The sequence below is a fragment of the Psychrobacter sp. Ps4 genome (genome assembly GCF_022129285.1).
Classification (GTDB): Bacteria; Pseudomonadota; Gammaproteobacteria; order Pseudomonadales; family Moraxellaceae; genus Psychrobacter; species Psychrobacter immobilis_A.
The window spans coordinates 20734-34904 of the sequence record NZ_JADQAK010000029.1 but is presented as its reverse complement, the minus strand read 5'-3'; the positions used below and the strand labels follow the sequence as shown (position 1 = coordinate 34904).

General features: G+C 40.5%; 13 protein-coding genes and 2 pseudogenes. 11 read left to right on the top strand and 4 right to left on the bottom strand.

What is annotated here, in order from left to right:
- The first annotated feature begins 314 nt into the window (after positions 1 to 314).
- Both I3252_RS13420 and I3252_RS13415 read left to right on the top strand, forming a co-directional pair.
- A complete protein-coding gene (locus tag I3252_RS13420) occupies positions 315 to 539 on the top strand; it encodes a helix-turn-helix transcriptional regulator (protein ID WP_045448313.1) in 225 nt (74 codons plus the stop codon).
- Between the two features lie 156 nt (positions 540 to 695).
- Entirely contained in the window at positions 696 to 971 is a 276-nt protein-coding gene (locus tag I3252_RS13415; RefSeq protein WP_045448311.1) for a hypothetical protein, read from the top strand.
- Between the two features lie 188 nt (positions 972 to 1159).
- On the opposite strand, the gene I3252_RS13410 is transcribed toward I3252_RS13415, so the two are convergent.
- Together I3252_RS13410 and I3252_RS13405 are read right to left on the bottom strand one after the other, a co-directional pair.
- Positions 1160 to 2116: a hypothetical protein gene (locus tag I3252_RS13410; RefSeq protein ID WP_087813584.1), complete on the bottom strand. Its 957-nt coding sequence runs from the start codon at positions 2114 to 2116 to the stop codon at positions 1160 to 1162.
- 25 nt (positions 2117 to 2141) lie between these two features.
- The gene (locus I3252_RS13405; RefSeq protein WP_238035579.1) at positions 2142 to 4790 is read right to left on the bottom strand and encodes a MobA/MobL family protein; all 2649 of its coding nucleotides are present in this window, start codon (positions 4788 to 4790) and stop codon (positions 2142 to 2144) included.
- Between the two features lie 261 nt (positions 4791 to 5051).
- Here I3252_RS13405 and I3252_RS13400 point away from each other — a divergent pair, with 261 nt between their 5' ends.
- The 7 genes and pseudogenes from I3252_RS13400 (at position 5052) to I3252_RS13370 (ending at position 9037) form a co-directional block, all read left to right on the top strand.
- Positions 5052 to 5393 carry a hypothetical protein gene (locus I3252_RS13400; RefSeq protein WP_238035578.1) on the top strand — a complete coding sequence of 114 codons (342 nt, stop codon included), beginning with the start codon at positions 5052 to 5054 and terminating at the stop codon, positions 5391 to 5393.
- A 198-nt stretch (positions 5394 to 5591) separates the two neighbouring features.
- On the top strand, positions 5592 to 5762 hold the full coding sequence (locus tag I3252_RS13395; protein WP_157292455.1) for a hypothetical protein: 171 nt from the start codon (positions 5592 to 5594) through the stop codon (positions 5760 to 5762).
- Between the two features lie 330 nt (positions 5763 to 6092).
- Complete coding sequence (locus I3252_RS13390; protein WP_045448300.1) at positions 6093 to 7046, top strand: replication initiation protein; 954 nt, start codon at positions 6093 to 6095, stop codon at positions 7044 to 7046.
- Between the two features lie 84 nt (positions 7047 to 7130).
- The gene (locus I3252_RS13385) at positions 7131 to 7346 is read left to right on the top strand and encodes a type II toxin-antitoxin system RelB/DinJ family antitoxin (RefSeq protein WP_045448298.1); all 216 of its coding nucleotides are present in this window, start codon (positions 7131 to 7133) and stop codon (positions 7344 to 7346) included.
- Positions 7347 to 7354: 8 nt separating this feature from the next.
- Positions 7355 to 7641, top strand: a pseudogene (locus I3252_RS13380) (BrnT family toxin).
- Positions 7628 to 7924: a hypothetical protein gene (locus I3252_RS13375; RefSeq protein WP_045448295.1), complete on the top strand. Its 297-nt coding sequence runs from the start codon at positions 7628 to 7630 to the stop codon at positions 7922 to 7924. Before I3252_RS13380 ends, I3252_RS13375 begins: the two are co-directional and overlap by 14 nt.
- A 144-nt stretch (positions 7925 to 8068) precedes the next feature.
- Entirely contained in the window at positions 8069 to 9037 is a 969-nt protein-coding gene (locus I3252_RS13370) for a DNA-binding protein (RefSeq protein ID WP_238035577.1), read from the top strand.
- Between the two features lie 1176 nt (positions 9038 to 10213).
- On the opposite strand, the gene I3252_RS13365 is transcribed toward I3252_RS13370, so the two are convergent.
- Positions 10214 to 10468: a Txe/YoeB family addiction module toxin gene (locus I3252_RS13365; RefSeq protein ID WP_045456466.1), complete on the bottom strand. Its 255-nt coding sequence runs from the start codon at positions 10466 to 10468 to the stop codon at positions 10214 to 10216.
- Positions 10465 to 10755, bottom strand: coding sequence for a type II toxin-antitoxin system prevent-host-death family antitoxin (locus tag I3252_RS13360; RefSeq protein ID WP_087813576.1), 291 nt, complete (start codon positions 10753 to 10755; stop codon positions 10465 to 10467). The genes I3252_RS13365 and I3252_RS13360 overlap by 4 nt, the downstream gene beginning before the upstream one ends.
- 477 nt (positions 10756 to 11232) lie before the next feature.
- Here I3252_RS13360 and I3252_RS13355 point away from each other — a divergent pair.
- A pseudogene (locus I3252_RS13355) lies at positions 11233 to 11733 on the top strand (transposase); the annotation flags it as partial.
- A gap of 802 nt (positions 11734 to 12535) precedes the next feature.
- Positions 12536 to 14171: ESPR-type extended signal peptide-containing protein (locus I3252_RS13350; RefSeq protein ID WP_269129730.1), on the top strand; the 1636-nt coding region annotated here is incomplete at its 3' end.

Here is a 14171-nt window from a genome sequence, read left to right as displayed (position 1 = left end):
AAGTATATAAGTATATAAGTATATAAGTATATAAGTATATAAGTATATAAGTATATAAGTATAACTAAAAATGTACGTCACATCACTATTAATAGCAATACTTCATAGTAAAAATAGCATCGCCTTTTCTAACTAGCGTATATCCATCATGATAGACGTCCTGTATCAAAGACAGCATAATAAACTGCCTATTACTAGGCAAATTGCGCTATTGGATACCAATTTGAGCTACTAAAAGGAATACTTTAGCCGCTCATATTCGTTATAATCCGTTCACCAATCAAAAACTACTAATCGTTAATGAGGAAACCACTATGGTGAAGTGTCACTTATCGACCATCATGGGCGAAAGACGCCTTAAAATTGCCGATGTCGCAAGAGATACTGGTATCAATCGTGGCACCATTACTCGCATGTATCATGAAGAAGCCACCCGAGTTGATCTAGATATCATCGAGTCTTTATGCACGTATCTTAGAATCAATGTTGGTGATTTATATGAAATCATAAATGAGGACAGCAGTGAATCACCTGAGTGAACACCTTCGCTCATAAGACATTATCACCTTTAAAAGTATAAAAAGACCTATAGAAGGTCATTTTCTCTTGCAATAGATTAAAATATAGGTATAATTTGACCTGTAGTAAGTCATTTTATCCATTATTTATACACAATAATCTACAGGAGAATACCAATGAATAACAATCTATCTCGGCTCAACAGCTGCGCTTGGTTTAGTGAACAGACTAAAGCTTTAGCCTCTCAGCTGTTATTCAGCTTACAAGTACAGCAAGGCGTACAACTGGCATCATTACTTGGTGTTGACGCTATTCTTTATAATGATGAAGCGATTTATGTCTGGGTGCAACGACAGATAGATGACGGTCTTATGATTGATGATTATGCGTTAAGTACCCTTGAAACTGCTTTTATAGAGTTGGTCACAGCTCATACTGACCAAGCAGCCTAGTCACTTTAGCTTATATTTACAGACTTCTTGTTTAACAAGAAACAATAACCCTTAAAGCCAGATAAAGTGTCATTATCTGGCTTTTTAATATAGACAAAGATAACGACAATCAAACAAGCCTTTTTTCAGTCTTATATGTTTCAGAAGACGCACTTTTGGGCAATATAGCTCGCTATTACCATACGTCTTTACTCAGTCGGCTTTGCACGCGGCACCCCAGCTATTTTATAATAAACAAAGCCTCTCTCATCTCTCAAAACACTCTTACTGTCTGCTCTAACGCACCAGCTGATTGCATCAGGCTGCTCTTTATTAACATCACAAGCCAAAATAAACTGCGCACTTTGAGCATTATTAAAGGCCTGTTTCCAACCCGTTTCAAGCTCATCGATGCCGCGCTGTAGCTCTGCTTGCTGGTATTTCATCTCTGCAATCTCATCAAAGCTTGGCACATACCAAAATACCAGAGCCACCAAACTTATTATCACAGCCATCGTACCCGCTGCGACAGCGGCTGCAATCCTTTTAATACTCATAGTCTCAATGGACTTATGAATTTTGTCCAAGTCTTTACTAGCTCTAGCCTCGACCTGCTCAATCCGCGTTTTGGTGGTGGTCTCAAAGGTCTCAATATCTTCAATAATCTGCTTATGACCAGCTTGGTACTGATTGGTGAATAGGGCTAGATTGTCCGCGCTTGCGCTAAGTTTATCAGCAACTCCTTGCATGGTACTGATTTGTACCTCTATGCTATCGTTTTTAGCAGTGACGACCGACTCTACAGCCGTATCAATCTGCTGTTTCATATCGGTGATGATGCCCGCTATTTTGTCATCATAACGACGCGGCATCTCATTGTCAGTAAAAGCAGTCACTGCCGCTTGTAGCTGCTTTAACACGAGTTCTTGATACTGGCTCAATGCCTGCGAAGTCGTGCTTGCGCTACTACCTAATTCTTCAATGGCAGAAGACACCTCATTCACCTTGCTATCAATACCGCTAAGCGAACGCTCAAGCCGCCTCGCTACCGCATCATCGGCTCGCTTAATCAGCTCACGCAAGGCCCCAATGACCGGAGTCAATGAAGTCACTAGGTTAACAAGTTGATCGTGTATGTCTTGCTCATTGCTATTGTCTTTATTCATGGGGTACTCATTATTATAATGCCGCCTAAAATGGGCGTGGTGAGGAGTAGCGGCGTGTTTGTGCTTGTTCATGCGCTTGGATGGCGTTCTTCGTTTTTTGCAGGTGATCTGTCACAGTTTGTGTGAGCGTTGCCCCATCTATGGTGATAGCAGGAACGTGCTCAAAGCGCTCATTGATTTTCGTTAACACCTCGACCTTATCTTGATTGTCAGGCAAGCGCTCAAGCTGTTGCCATAGCGTCGTTGCTGCCTTCTGCACCTGCGTTGCAATTTTTTTAGCATCGGTGTCTCGTAAACTTTTTTGTAGTGTCGTAAAGCTGTCAGTGTGTTTTAGAGTAGTGAATATAAATGCTTGTGCGGCAACCGCCTCAGCCGCGTTGATCACTTCGATCGGTGCATCAACGGCCTTAAAATCAAGGGTATTAACGCGGTTACGCACCCGTACCACTAAATTGTCAAATCGATCTCGATATGCTTTGGTCTCATTGATTCGCTGACGCTTAAGAGATGCCTGCTGCCGCCTCTGTTTTAAGGTTTCTCGCCGCCTGATCAAAGCCTCCTCTCGTGCGCGCTCAGCCTCTTTCTTAAGCTTTGCTTGCTCATGCGCTTTGTTGAGCTGATATTGCAGCGCCATAGTACGGCTGCGCCAGTCCTCAAGCCGATCTGCATTCAATTGAGTAGTCTTGGTACTTATGATTTCATCGTATAAATCATCATCTTGCACGATCACCGCCTCACTTTGATCCAGTAAGGCGATACGCTGCTCATAAAACGGTGATAAGCGCTGATAAGTCTTTTTACTGGTATTAATTTGCTGCTTTAACTGTTTGATGTCTTCATTATTGGTGGTCTTAAACGCTTTAACATCAGCGGCCAATGCCGTCAAACGAGTGTCAGCATCCGCGTCTATCTCTACCGCTTTTAACGTACTGAGCGCCTCACGTTCTTTTTCAAGGTACTTAAAGCGCTCAACGTCCAGATCTGCAAATGCAGCAAACTTATGATAAGTATCCATGTTATTGGTGATATCTATCTCTTGTAGATCCGCAAACGCTTGATCCCACTGTAAGGATAAGTCGGATTTTTCAATATCAATCTCATCAAGAGCTTTAAAGCCAGTCGCCAGTTTATTCAGCTTTGCGGCAAAGGGTTTTAGCGTGGCCTTCAACCCTTTGTAGTCAGCAATGACTTCATTATTAAGCGGGATCAGCTTTTTTAAAACCGTTTTATTGTTCAGCACCGTTTTATCAATCTGTGACAGCTGCTCTTCAAGACGGCTAACAGCGCGGCCTGTTTGTAGGGTATCATCTTGTCTAAACTCCTCAACCAACGCTAAAGCCGCCTTTAGTGCCTCACTTTGCTCTTTTGTGCTTATCTGCCTGGCAAGCTCAATCATTTTTTGGCGGGGGTCACTAAAATCCTGTCCCACCTCCTCGGTGAACCGCTGGGTACTCTTAATGTTTTTATCAATAGTAATAATCTGTTTAGACTGGTGCGCTAACTCTTCATGCAGCGCATCAATGGTTGAAAATAAGGCGCTGCGTACCATCTTTTTTTGACTCACAAAGTCGGCTGAGATTGCTAAAAGCTCATCAAGTGCGTGATCATTGGCCGCATCACTATGCGTCTGACTGTTACTTTTAGGGATAGCGGGTTCAAGTTCAACGGCAGGATCTACAAATCGGATATTACTGAGCTCAATTCGCGCAAAGGGTTTACGCTTTTTATAATGTATTGTGACGCCGTTAACCTCTTGTTCATTGCTTTCTAGGTCAATACGTCCCTTGTCGTCGTACTCAATTACTAAACCATTTTTTTCAATGTAAGCATTGATCTCATCAATCGTCTCGTTGTATTCGTGAATCACTGAACGATTGCCTTTGAGAATATCCTTATATAGTGATTTACCCAGTTTCATTTTTGGCAAACGATTGATGCCCAGCTCACGGTAGGATTTCTCACTAATGGTTTTATTCTTAGGCAGTAGCTCATTGGCCATATCCGCCCAAAGGGTGCGTTGATATTTAAGCTCATCGCCGCGTCCGTTTAACCCCTTAGATAACCGCTCCTCCGTTGACCACTGCAACCAATTCTTGCGTGCTGATAAAGCATAACCCTTAACATCCGCTACTATCTCACGGCTTGAGAGTAAAATATGGGCATGAAAGTTACGACTGGTCAGCTCAACCACTTCAACCTCCCCCACATGTTTCTCGTGACTGTGGGGCCGATGAATGGCCACATCGACAAGCACGTTATAGCGATCAGATAATGTTTGAGCGTAGCACTCGGCCAGAACTATACGCTGATCAGCGGTGATCCCATCAGGAAACATCACATCAATCTCAGTACCCAATTGCGCGTTTTTACGAGTCTCAATGCGTTCGATATCATTCCAAAAACCCTCACGTGTCACTGCTAGATCCCCAGCAATAGTTGGCGTTATCAACGCCGTATGCATCACATTTTTCTCAATAACTTGCGTGTATTTAGTACCATCACTGTCCACTAAATTTAAGATTTTGTCTTTAGCTTTACTGGTGTAATCGTGGACGACTCCTGACTGCTCATCAACCAGTTTTGAGCCAGAATTATAAGCCGACTTTGCCACCACGCTATGATTTTTCGCCTTACTAACGGCGCTAACCGACAGATGAAACCCTTTATTATTCATAGCAAAAAAACCCAATATTGAGAGATGATTTTTGGGGGGTTGTAGGGGGTTCGCCCCCTGCCGAACGACGGAGTTTATGTAAAAAAATAGTACCCCTTGTGGGTCTTTTTTACACAAACTCCTAAGTTCGCTCTTAACAGAGGGTTAAAATACTACTGCGCCCACGAAACGATGTGGTCTTGTGTATTTTACTACCTTGCATCCCTATGTGTACACTGCTAGGATCAACTCTATCATAGTTGACTAGAAAAGGATGAGATAATGTCAGTAATATCAGATGATCTATTCGCAGATAAGATAAAGCAGTTACAGGCTATTAAAAAAGAAATCAATCAGGACAGACTTGAGGCACATCAGGTGTTGGGGGAATGGTTAGCCAACGCATTAGACGATGATGACAATCATGAACTACAAGCTATATTTTTAGACGCCCATGATAATGAAAGGTACGTTCGTTTAAAAAAGCACCGTGAGTTTTTAAAATTAATCGCTCATAAGATGCAAAGTGAGGCTAAGGAAACACCAAGCAGCTTTACACCACCTAAAAGCAGTCAGGACAGTGACCACGGTTCATTGCTTGATGCTTACTCATCAGCACAGTAGCTGCTAGAAATCGCCTAATTGAAGGTACAGCTGGATCGTCTACTAATTAGCGAAAGGTTAGGAGACGGTTATCGGCTGTTTTAAGCGTTTTAGAATAGCTTTAGCTACCATCGTATCGGACAGAGCGTAAAACGTATATAAGAGTGGTTTCTAGGCTTTTTAGCAACGGTTTGATAAGTGTTTACAGATGTGTCGATAATGGCTACTGAAAATGAAGACAAACTATCTACAAAAAATGAGACTGATATTGAGAATGTGAAAACAGGGTTGTCCAGAATGACAGACGAAGATATTCAAAATATCTTTGACCATGCTTTTGAAGATCTTCAAAGATCTAAGCTTGATCCGAACCATGCGAACGTGGAATAACATTAAGTAAATGGACAATTGCATTCTGAGCTACTGATCAGTTTTACAAGTGATTGGTCGATCAAATTATCATCTTAAATCCGTCGGTTTTTTGGTTTTTTCCTTATTATTTAAAATAAAAAATATATTTTTTACTTTTAAAAACTTTTAAAGACTTTTAGACAGTCTGTAAGCTTTGCTATTAAAGGGTTACGCACTCTATTATGCTACTTTTATCCCGCATTATGCTACTTTTATCCCGCATTATGCTACTTTTATCCCGTTTAAATGCTACTTTTATCCCGCATTATGCTAGTATCTTAAAGTAACTAGCATAATGAGGTTGTCATAATGAATGATGTCGAGCTATACGAAAAAAAATATCCTGAAAAATGGATTGTTATGCAGAATAAAATTACTCAAGCTTTTAGAGAGATGTCTATTGATGAGAAGCGCATCATTATTCTAGCGAGCCCATTGGTTAGGGTTAATAATGCTACTGAAAAAACACCGATAGAGGTTGCGTCTTCTGAATTTGCTAAGCTTAGCGGAATAGATAGAAACTCGGCTTATAAGCAAATGAAATCAGCTAGCAAAAAATTAATGAAGCGTACATTCATTTATGAGGATAAGGATGGTGATGATACAGAGGTTCAATGGCTAATCAGGTCGAAATATGCAGATGGCTATATATCGATGCATTTTACAGATGAGGTAATATACTTACTTCAGGTTTTTGATAAGCTCAACCCTTACACTAAATATTTAAAAGAAGATATCTTAAACCTCAAATTGACTTACTCGTTAGACCTTTACCATCTAGCAAAAAAGTCTGAGGGGAAGGGTGGTTTTTCTATGACTTTAGATCAATATAGGCAAGAACTTGGCACGCCTAAGTCGTATGAGCGCATCAACAATTTGAAAGAGAATGCAGTTGATGGGCCCATAAAAGAAATTAATCAGAAAACCGACATCAAAATCACCTATGAAAACATCAAACGTGGACGCACAGTTACAGGTTTGACATTCACCGTCAAGGCCAAGCCAACTAAGAAAAAAGGACAGGAGGGCCTAAATCAGAATAATGAGGATAGAGATATCCCACCTCTAACCGTTAAGCAAATTGATCGTTTTGCCCCTTTGTTGGCTAACTACTCACCGTTTGGTAGTTACGCACCATCAGGTAAAAGCACTCAAGAAGTTATTAGTTGGTTACACACTCAATTAAGAGATGAGGCTTTTTTAAAGACCCACAAAAAGCACTTACTGGCGATAGGCTATACGTTCCCTAAGCAGAAATCATAGCAAAGAAAAAAAGAGTAATTGAGCTAGCGTAGCCTATACAAATGGCTTATATTATATGTACATAAATAAGCCAAAAGTGATGTTATGACGACAACTAATTATAATATTAGGCTCGATCAAGAGCTAAAAGAAAATGCTTTTTCGGTATTTGAAAGCTATGGATTAACACCGTCTCAAGCGATCAAATTATTTTTGACCCAAGTGGCGCAAACCAATAAAGTGCCACTATCTTTTGAGTATCAGAAAGTAGCAGCTGTCAGTCAAGATGAATTGCCAATCTATAAAGAGCATACTGATTGAGAGAAAAGATGAGTATTAGATTTGAATGGGATGAACAAAAAAACATCACCAATCAGTGCAAACACCGTTTATCATTTGAGGCAGCTACCCGGGTTTTTTAGATCCTTTATGCCTGCGTCAGCAAGACAGGTATGAAAATGGTGAGGAGCGGTGGCAGGCGCTGGGTACAATAGACGGCACAGCAGTCTTATTAGTAGCCCATACGCAGACAGACATAGATGGTGGCGAGGTTATACGCATTATCTTGGCTAGGCGTGCCACAAAGAGTGAGAGGAGGCAATATGAACAAGGTTAGCTATCAAATAGACGATTTACCACCACTAACGGCAAAGCAACAAGCGGACTTAGAATATTTAGCAACGCTTAGTGATGACAATATTGATTTATCAGATATTCCAGAAGTTACGGATTGGTCAAACGCTATCCGTGGCAGCATTAAGCCGCAAGCGTTCTCTGCTGAAGCGAGCGTCATCAACCCAAGTATCATTGCCAAGTTTAAGGATAGAGCCAAGCAAACAGGTGGTGACTATCAAGAAATGATCAATAATGCGCTAGAAGAATACTTAGCGGATCACTAACTATAATTTAATGACCGTGACCTCAAGATCACTTGAGGTTTTTTTATATCTTGCATTGTAGTATGTTGTAAAATGTATTATACTATATACATATAATACAAAAACTACATATTTACTCATACAACATTATTAAGGACAATGATTATGGCCATTACTACAGAGCAGATTCATGCCACTGCCGACCAACTACAAGAACAAGGTATTAAGCCCACTCTAGCCGAAGTACGTAAAGCGCTAGGCGGCGGTTCATTCACGACCATCAGTGAAGCTATGAAGTCTTGGCGTCAGGATAACCAAGAAGAGGAGCAGCTAAGACAGGTTGATCTGCCAAGTAGCATTGCGGAGCGCTTACAAGCGCTTGGTGCGGATATGTGGCAGACGGCCATTGATATCGCCAATGATCGTCTAGTTAAAGAGCGTGAGGCGTTAGAGGGTATTAAGGCCAAGGCACAAGCTGAGACAGACGAGGCACAAGAGGCGGTTAAGACGCTAGAGAGTGAACAAGCTAATTTGTTGCTAGAGCTCGATGAGGTCACAGCAACTGCAGAGGCAGCGGCAATCACTTCGGCTCAGATTACTGCTGAACGTGACACGCTGATACAGACACTCAGTGATACTCAGCACGCGCTTGAGCTTGAACGAGCTAAGACAGATGCAGCCCAAGCTCAACTTGCAGATCTGCGCCATACCCTTGATCAGCAGTCAAAAGAGTTAAATGCCAACCTATCAAAAGTGGCCACGCTTGAAGCCACTGCTAGTAGCGATAAAGCAGAAATTGCACGTCTACAAACAGAACTGACAGTGACTAAGGGTGAGCTAAAGACAGTCACCACTGAACGCAATGAGATAGCGACTGACACAGCAGAAGTCAAAGGGGAGTTAAAGGCCATAGTCGCTGAGCGTAACAAGCTATCAGGACTCAACGACCAGCTGACCCAAACACAGGCTAAGCTTGAAGCTGAGCATAGCGTACTGAATAAGCAGTATAGCGAGCTATCAAGCCATCACCTATCGGAGCAAGAACAAGTGACTCTGTTACAAGATCAACTTAAGAAAGCACAAGATGCTCTGATACTTATTCAAAACAAAGATAATGCTTTGGATGCTGATTAAATAAAAGTATTCGAGGTTTCAGTTTAATTAGAATTTCAAGATAAAGAACAGTTATGAGTGTGAAAGATACTTTGCCCAAGACATAGATCTCGTTCTATTCACACTAAGCTTATGAATCAACCATGACAATATCGACTCACTGAATAAGTGATTGTTGTATATTAACTATTCTAAATTTTTCTCTGGACTCTTATAGTATATAGCCTAGTGGGCTATATACTACTTAAATTAGCCTAAGTGAATTTATGCTGATTTTGGAGCCTTGAGCAGATTTCAAGGAACACTCACCCTAAAGCGTTTATGAGTAAAAAAATACTCACAAACGCTTTAGTGCATTCCTTGGATTTGATGTGATTAGTCATGCCGACTTCATCGCCCATCGCGTCATCAAGACCGTATCACTGTATCAAGCTACGGTTGTTAAGATTACGGCTGATAGCACCGCCTAGACACGCTCTTAACCGCTACTGTGCTGTCATACGCTAGCAAGGGCCTAAACCCAATATACCGCTACGATATGCACGAGTAACCACTCATTGCGTTGCTCTGATCCTTTGTCTAGTCACCCCTGTAGGGAGCTCACCCTTATGTCAAACGCAGTCGTCGCCGAGGCCTGCCACCCATTTGACGGGTAACAATTACAGAGAGAGCAGCACAAGGAGGTAACGAGCGAACAAGCAGTTTTTAAAATGTATAGTGAATAAGGTTGATATGAAAGCATATTTTGGATAAAATGCACCTACACGGGCATTTAATGCTGTTCAAATAACGCACTGCGTATGCTTATTTGTTCGTTACAGGGTGTTGACGCACACTGTAACCGTTAATTACATTAAAAACTAAATGCCTCTAGGAGTCAACTCCCAGAGGCATTTTTTTGTTTGTCATATAGATTAGGTTTTTAATATCTAGGGCATTTTTAAATTACTTAGGCTAAAGCAGAAAATAAACATAGAAGCCGTAGACCCGTTACTAAGAAGCGTCAAATCATCGCAAGTCTCTTAAAGGTTGACCATAGCTATTCTGAAATATAAATCGTGGCTAAGTACTCGCGTCAGTTGATTGCTGAGATGTCTCAATAATTAAAGAACGTTTCTGGACATTAACTAACTACCTATCACTATGAAAAAGTGCCTAATTATAAATCAGGCACTTTTTGAGCTGTTATACCTTTGCTTAGTAATGATAACGGCACTGGACGATAATGATCGCATCATCTTGAATTTCATAAACCAGCCGATGCTCTTGATCAATTCGACGAGACCAGTAGCCTGCAAGGTCATGTTTGAGTGGTTCAGGTTTGCCAATACCCTTAAATGGGTCACGTTTGATGGCTTTAATCAGCTTACCGATCTGTTTGACTTTCTCTTTACTGGTTTTTTGCCAGTACTCATAGTCCTCCCACGCGTCTTCCGTCCAAGATAGTATCAAGCGTCTACCTCATCATCAAAAGTGAGGGGCATATCTTTGGCATCAATCTCACGTTCAATCAAGCGACCAGCTTTAGCATCAGCAATAGAGCGTCTGAGACGCTTGGCATTGGTAGGGCTGCTTAAAAGATGCAGTGTTTCCTCATACGAGTTAAACTCTTCTAAACTCATCAATACCGTCGGTTTAGCATTTTGTCTTGTAATTAATATCGGGCCTTTATCAGTGTCTACCTTATCGATATACTTTGCTAAGCTCTTTCTAAAATCAGTGTAGTTCACAACGTCCATAATAATTACTCCACGTTTAATTATGTTGGTTATATGACCTATCATTATAGGTTAAATGCTACACTAGTATATACTATATCTGTACTTATATCTGTACATACATTAGTAAGAAGCATAGGGATAATTTGACATGTCTTCATGTATCTTTTTAAAACGTACATATGAAAGCTGACATATTGATCTTAGTTTAAATTTCTTGGCACGTTTGCCGCCTTATATTGTCGAAAGAACCAATTTTTACTCATATACTCATATACTCATATACTCATATACTCATATACTCATATACTCATATCGTTTTGCAGAAAAGCAATTATTAATGCAATATAATGGTTAATATCAAGCCTTACAGCATTAAATCGATTTTTATATGATGTTGTGATGCCTTTAGATAAAGATAACAGGGCGTAGTTTTATTTTTTTACTGTCGTATTTTCTCAGAATGTTGGGTCTCCGACAATCCCGGGGCGGTTCAGCTTCCCTGATGCCATCAATACGGTTTATCCCGGGGCGGTTCAGCTGTGTATCGTACATATGGTGCGCTATTCGATGAAGTTTGTGCCTTGGATAGATAAAAAGGCAGTAGCGGCTGATCTAAAGGCCATCTATGGTGCTGATACCATCGAGATAGCAGAGGCCAATCTTGAGCACTTTGATGAGACTTGGGGCGATAAGTACCCGCATGTGGTCAAGTCTTGGCGCCATAACTGGGAGGGCTTAACGGTGTTCTTCGAGTATCCTAAAGACATCAGAAAAGCCATTTATACCACCAATGCTATTGAATCATTAAACAGTGTGATTCGGACAGCGGTGAATAAGCGTAAGGTGTTCCCATCTGATCAAGCTGCATTTAAAGTGGTGTACTTAGCAACCCAGCAGGCGTCTAAAAAGTGGTCGATGCCCATTCGTAACTGGACGTCTGCTCTTAATCGCTTTATGATTATGTTTGATGACCGTATTAGTAAGCATTTAATCTAAAGGGCAGTTACACAGAATGTGGGATGGTCTCAAAATAAAATGCCTATAGGTGTGATATTCGCAGTAGTGCATCAGATCCAGCTTTAATTATTAAAACCAATGTAAACACTCCCACAAAAAAGCCACTTAAAGATAAGTAGCTTTTTTGTACTTTAAATACTAACAATTATTATGTTGCATTTCGAATCAATTTTAGAATACTTTGATTGTTTATGAGTTAGATTGAATATGAGCAATTGTTAAGTATGCTTTCATTCCATATAATAATACAATAGATTGATATAGCATTAATAAAATTGCAGTAATGTAACAATTATTACTTAGAATCATGTTTCAAGTAGTTTATAAATAAGCTCCTCACGCTAATTTCTCATTTAGAGTGACTAATAAATAGCCAGTTTTTATAGGGTTTAAGAATTGTTATGTATTGACAGCATAATCTTATCAAGTCTTATATTAATAAACCCCACTCTCAACTTATTTTTCTAAGGTATTGGTTTACTTAGTTTTTAAAATTTCAGTTAAAACAATTAGAATTTTAAATTCTATAAAAATCAAAAGCCTACGATAAGTTGAGATTGGCGTATTAATAAGGTAATTAGCCTCTATGTTCTTCTATAAATCATAAAAGATTTCTTTAATTATCTGTCTTCTTTTATCTACTACTTTAGAGTGGTAGATAGCGCTTGCTTGTCTTTTTTCCATATAAAACCTATTGCACTTATCAATTAGCTTAGCTGATCGCTACAGGTTTTATTTTTATATACCCATGATTAATTCATTCATATAGGAAGAACAAAATATGAACCGTAGTTATAAAGTCATTTGGAATAAGTCGTTAAAATGTTTTATGGCAGTATCAGAATATGCAAAAAGCCGTGGAAAATCTTCGAGTAGTGCTGTAAGTGCTAGCGCACCTGTGTCTGCAGATATAGCAACAAGAGGTACACAGTTATCGCGCTTAAGTGCCTTATGTGTGGGATTGGCAGCAGCGGGAATGAGTTTGTCGCCTCAAGTTTTTGCTGCTGCTAGTACAGGAGGCACAGGAAGTGGTACGGTAATTTCTTCTTCGAATTGCACCACCCCAGCTAATACAGGAACAACTGGGGGAGGAGTAAATAATAATTTTTCTGCTAATGTAGCTGTAGGTTGTGAGTCAGAAACTAAGTCCGCAGTTGCACTTATTGCAGATCGTAATAATCCTTATAACACTGATTACAGTACAGTAGACTCCAATGGACGTATAAAATATACAGGCGCAGCAAAAACAGCTATAACAACTGGTGGTGCAACCGCAATAGGTACAGGCGCCTTAACAGATAAAAGTCTTTCAGTAGCTATTGGCACATATGCTCACGCAACAGATATTGCTGGTGTGGCAGTAGGTGTGGGTGCTTTATCAAAAGGAAATACGGCTCTAGCGATTGGACGTCAATCAGCAGCAACTGCTGACTACGCACAAGCAATCGGTAATGTGTCTGCTGCAACAGGTAAAGGTACGCTTGCCATTGGTCATTCAGCTACCGCAACAGGTTATCGTGCGATTGCAATTGGTTCACCAGATATTGAGAGTGCAGGTGGTCTTGAGGGACAAGCTGGATCCAACTATCAAACTGTAGGCCAAACTAAAGCTTCAGCTAAAGATTCTATTGCTTTTGGTGGTGGCGCACAAGCGACTGCAGAAAACGCTTTATCAATTGGTGCTTACTCACAAGCAACAGCTGAAAAGTCAGTCGCTATTGGTACTGGCGCGAAAGCAACAGCCACTAATGCCGTAGTCATCGGCGAAGGTGCTAACACCGCTGTTTCAGGCGGGGTAGCACTGGGTCTAAATTCGAGAGTAAATGGTATAAATAGTGCCGCTCTGGGACAAAACTCTATTGCTGAAGCGCAATCAGGAGCATCATTTTTAACCAACATAGATGCCACTACTCAAGGTACTGTTTCTTTTGGTAATACTTCTGAAAAACGCCGCCTGACAAACTTAGCTGATGGTGCGATAGATAGCGATGCTGTAACAGTTGCGCAATTAAGAAAACAAAATATATTGAGCAATAAACAAGGTGAAGATACAGCAGCGGCTCTAGGTGGTAATTCAACTTACGATCCAGTTACGGGTGCAGTGACTCTACCTAAATACAATGTAGATGGCAAAGAAGTAACTAACGTTGGTGCGGCGATTACTAACATTGATGGTCGTACTACAACGAATAGTAATAATATCACTAATCTACAAAATCAGACATTTAAGATTCAGGCAAATAGTGATGCAGCAACTGCTGTTGGTGCCGATGCAACAGTCAGTTTTAAAAACGGTAAAAATATTAAAGTCAATCGCAATGGGAATGACATTACGATTGGTACAGCGGATGATATCAATGTTAATAGTGTCACTACCGGCAATACGGTGATTAATAACGCTGGTGTAACCACAGACA

What these genes read in the sequence shown, in the direction of transcription:
- I3252_RS13390 (WP_045448300.1), top strand. Translation starts at nt 6,093, where the DNA reads ATGAATGATGTCGAGCTATACGAAAAAAAATATCCTGAAAAATGGATT.
- I3252_RS13370 (WP_238035577.1), top strand. Translation starts at nt 8,069, where the DNA reads ATGGCCATTACTACAGAGCAGATTCATGCCACTGCCGACCAACTACAA.
- I3252_RS13375 (WP_045448295.1), top strand. Translation starts at nt 7,628, where the DNA reads ATGAACAAGGTTAGCTATCAAATAGACGATTTACCACCACTAACGGCA.
- I3252_RS13420 (WP_045448313.1), top strand. Translation starts at nt 315, where the DNA reads ATGGTGAAGTGTCACTTATCGACCATCATGGGCGAAAGACGCCTTAAA.
- I3252_RS13410 (WP_087813584.1), bottom strand. Translation starts at nt 2,116, where the DNA reads ATGAATAAAGACAATAGCAATGAGCAAGACATACACGATCAACTTGTT.
- I3252_RS13360 (WP_087813576.1), bottom strand. Translation starts at nt 10,755, where the DNA reads ATGGACGTTGTGAACTACACTGATTTTAGAAAGAGCTTAGCAAAGTAT.
- I3252_RS13385 (WP_045448298.1), top strand. Translation starts at nt 7,131, where the DNA reads ATGACGACAACTAATTATAATATTAGGCTCGATCAAGAGCTAAAAGAA.
- I3252_RS13405 (WP_238035579.1), bottom strand. Translation starts at nt 4,790, where the DNA reads ATGAATAATAAAGGGTTTCATCTGTCGGTTAGCGCCGTTAGTAAGGCG.
- I3252_RS13395 (WP_157292455.1), top strand. Translation starts at nt 5,592, where the DNA reads ATGGCTACTGAAAATGAAGACAAACTATCTACAAAAAATGAGACTGAT.
- I3252_RS13415 (WP_045448311.1), top strand. Translation starts at nt 696, where the DNA reads ATGAATAACAATCTATCTCGGCTCAACAGCTGCGCTTGGTTTAGTGAA.
- I3252_RS13400 (WP_238035578.1), top strand. Translation starts at nt 5,052, where the DNA reads ATGTCAGTAATATCAGATGATCTATTCGCAGATAAGATAAAGCAGTTA.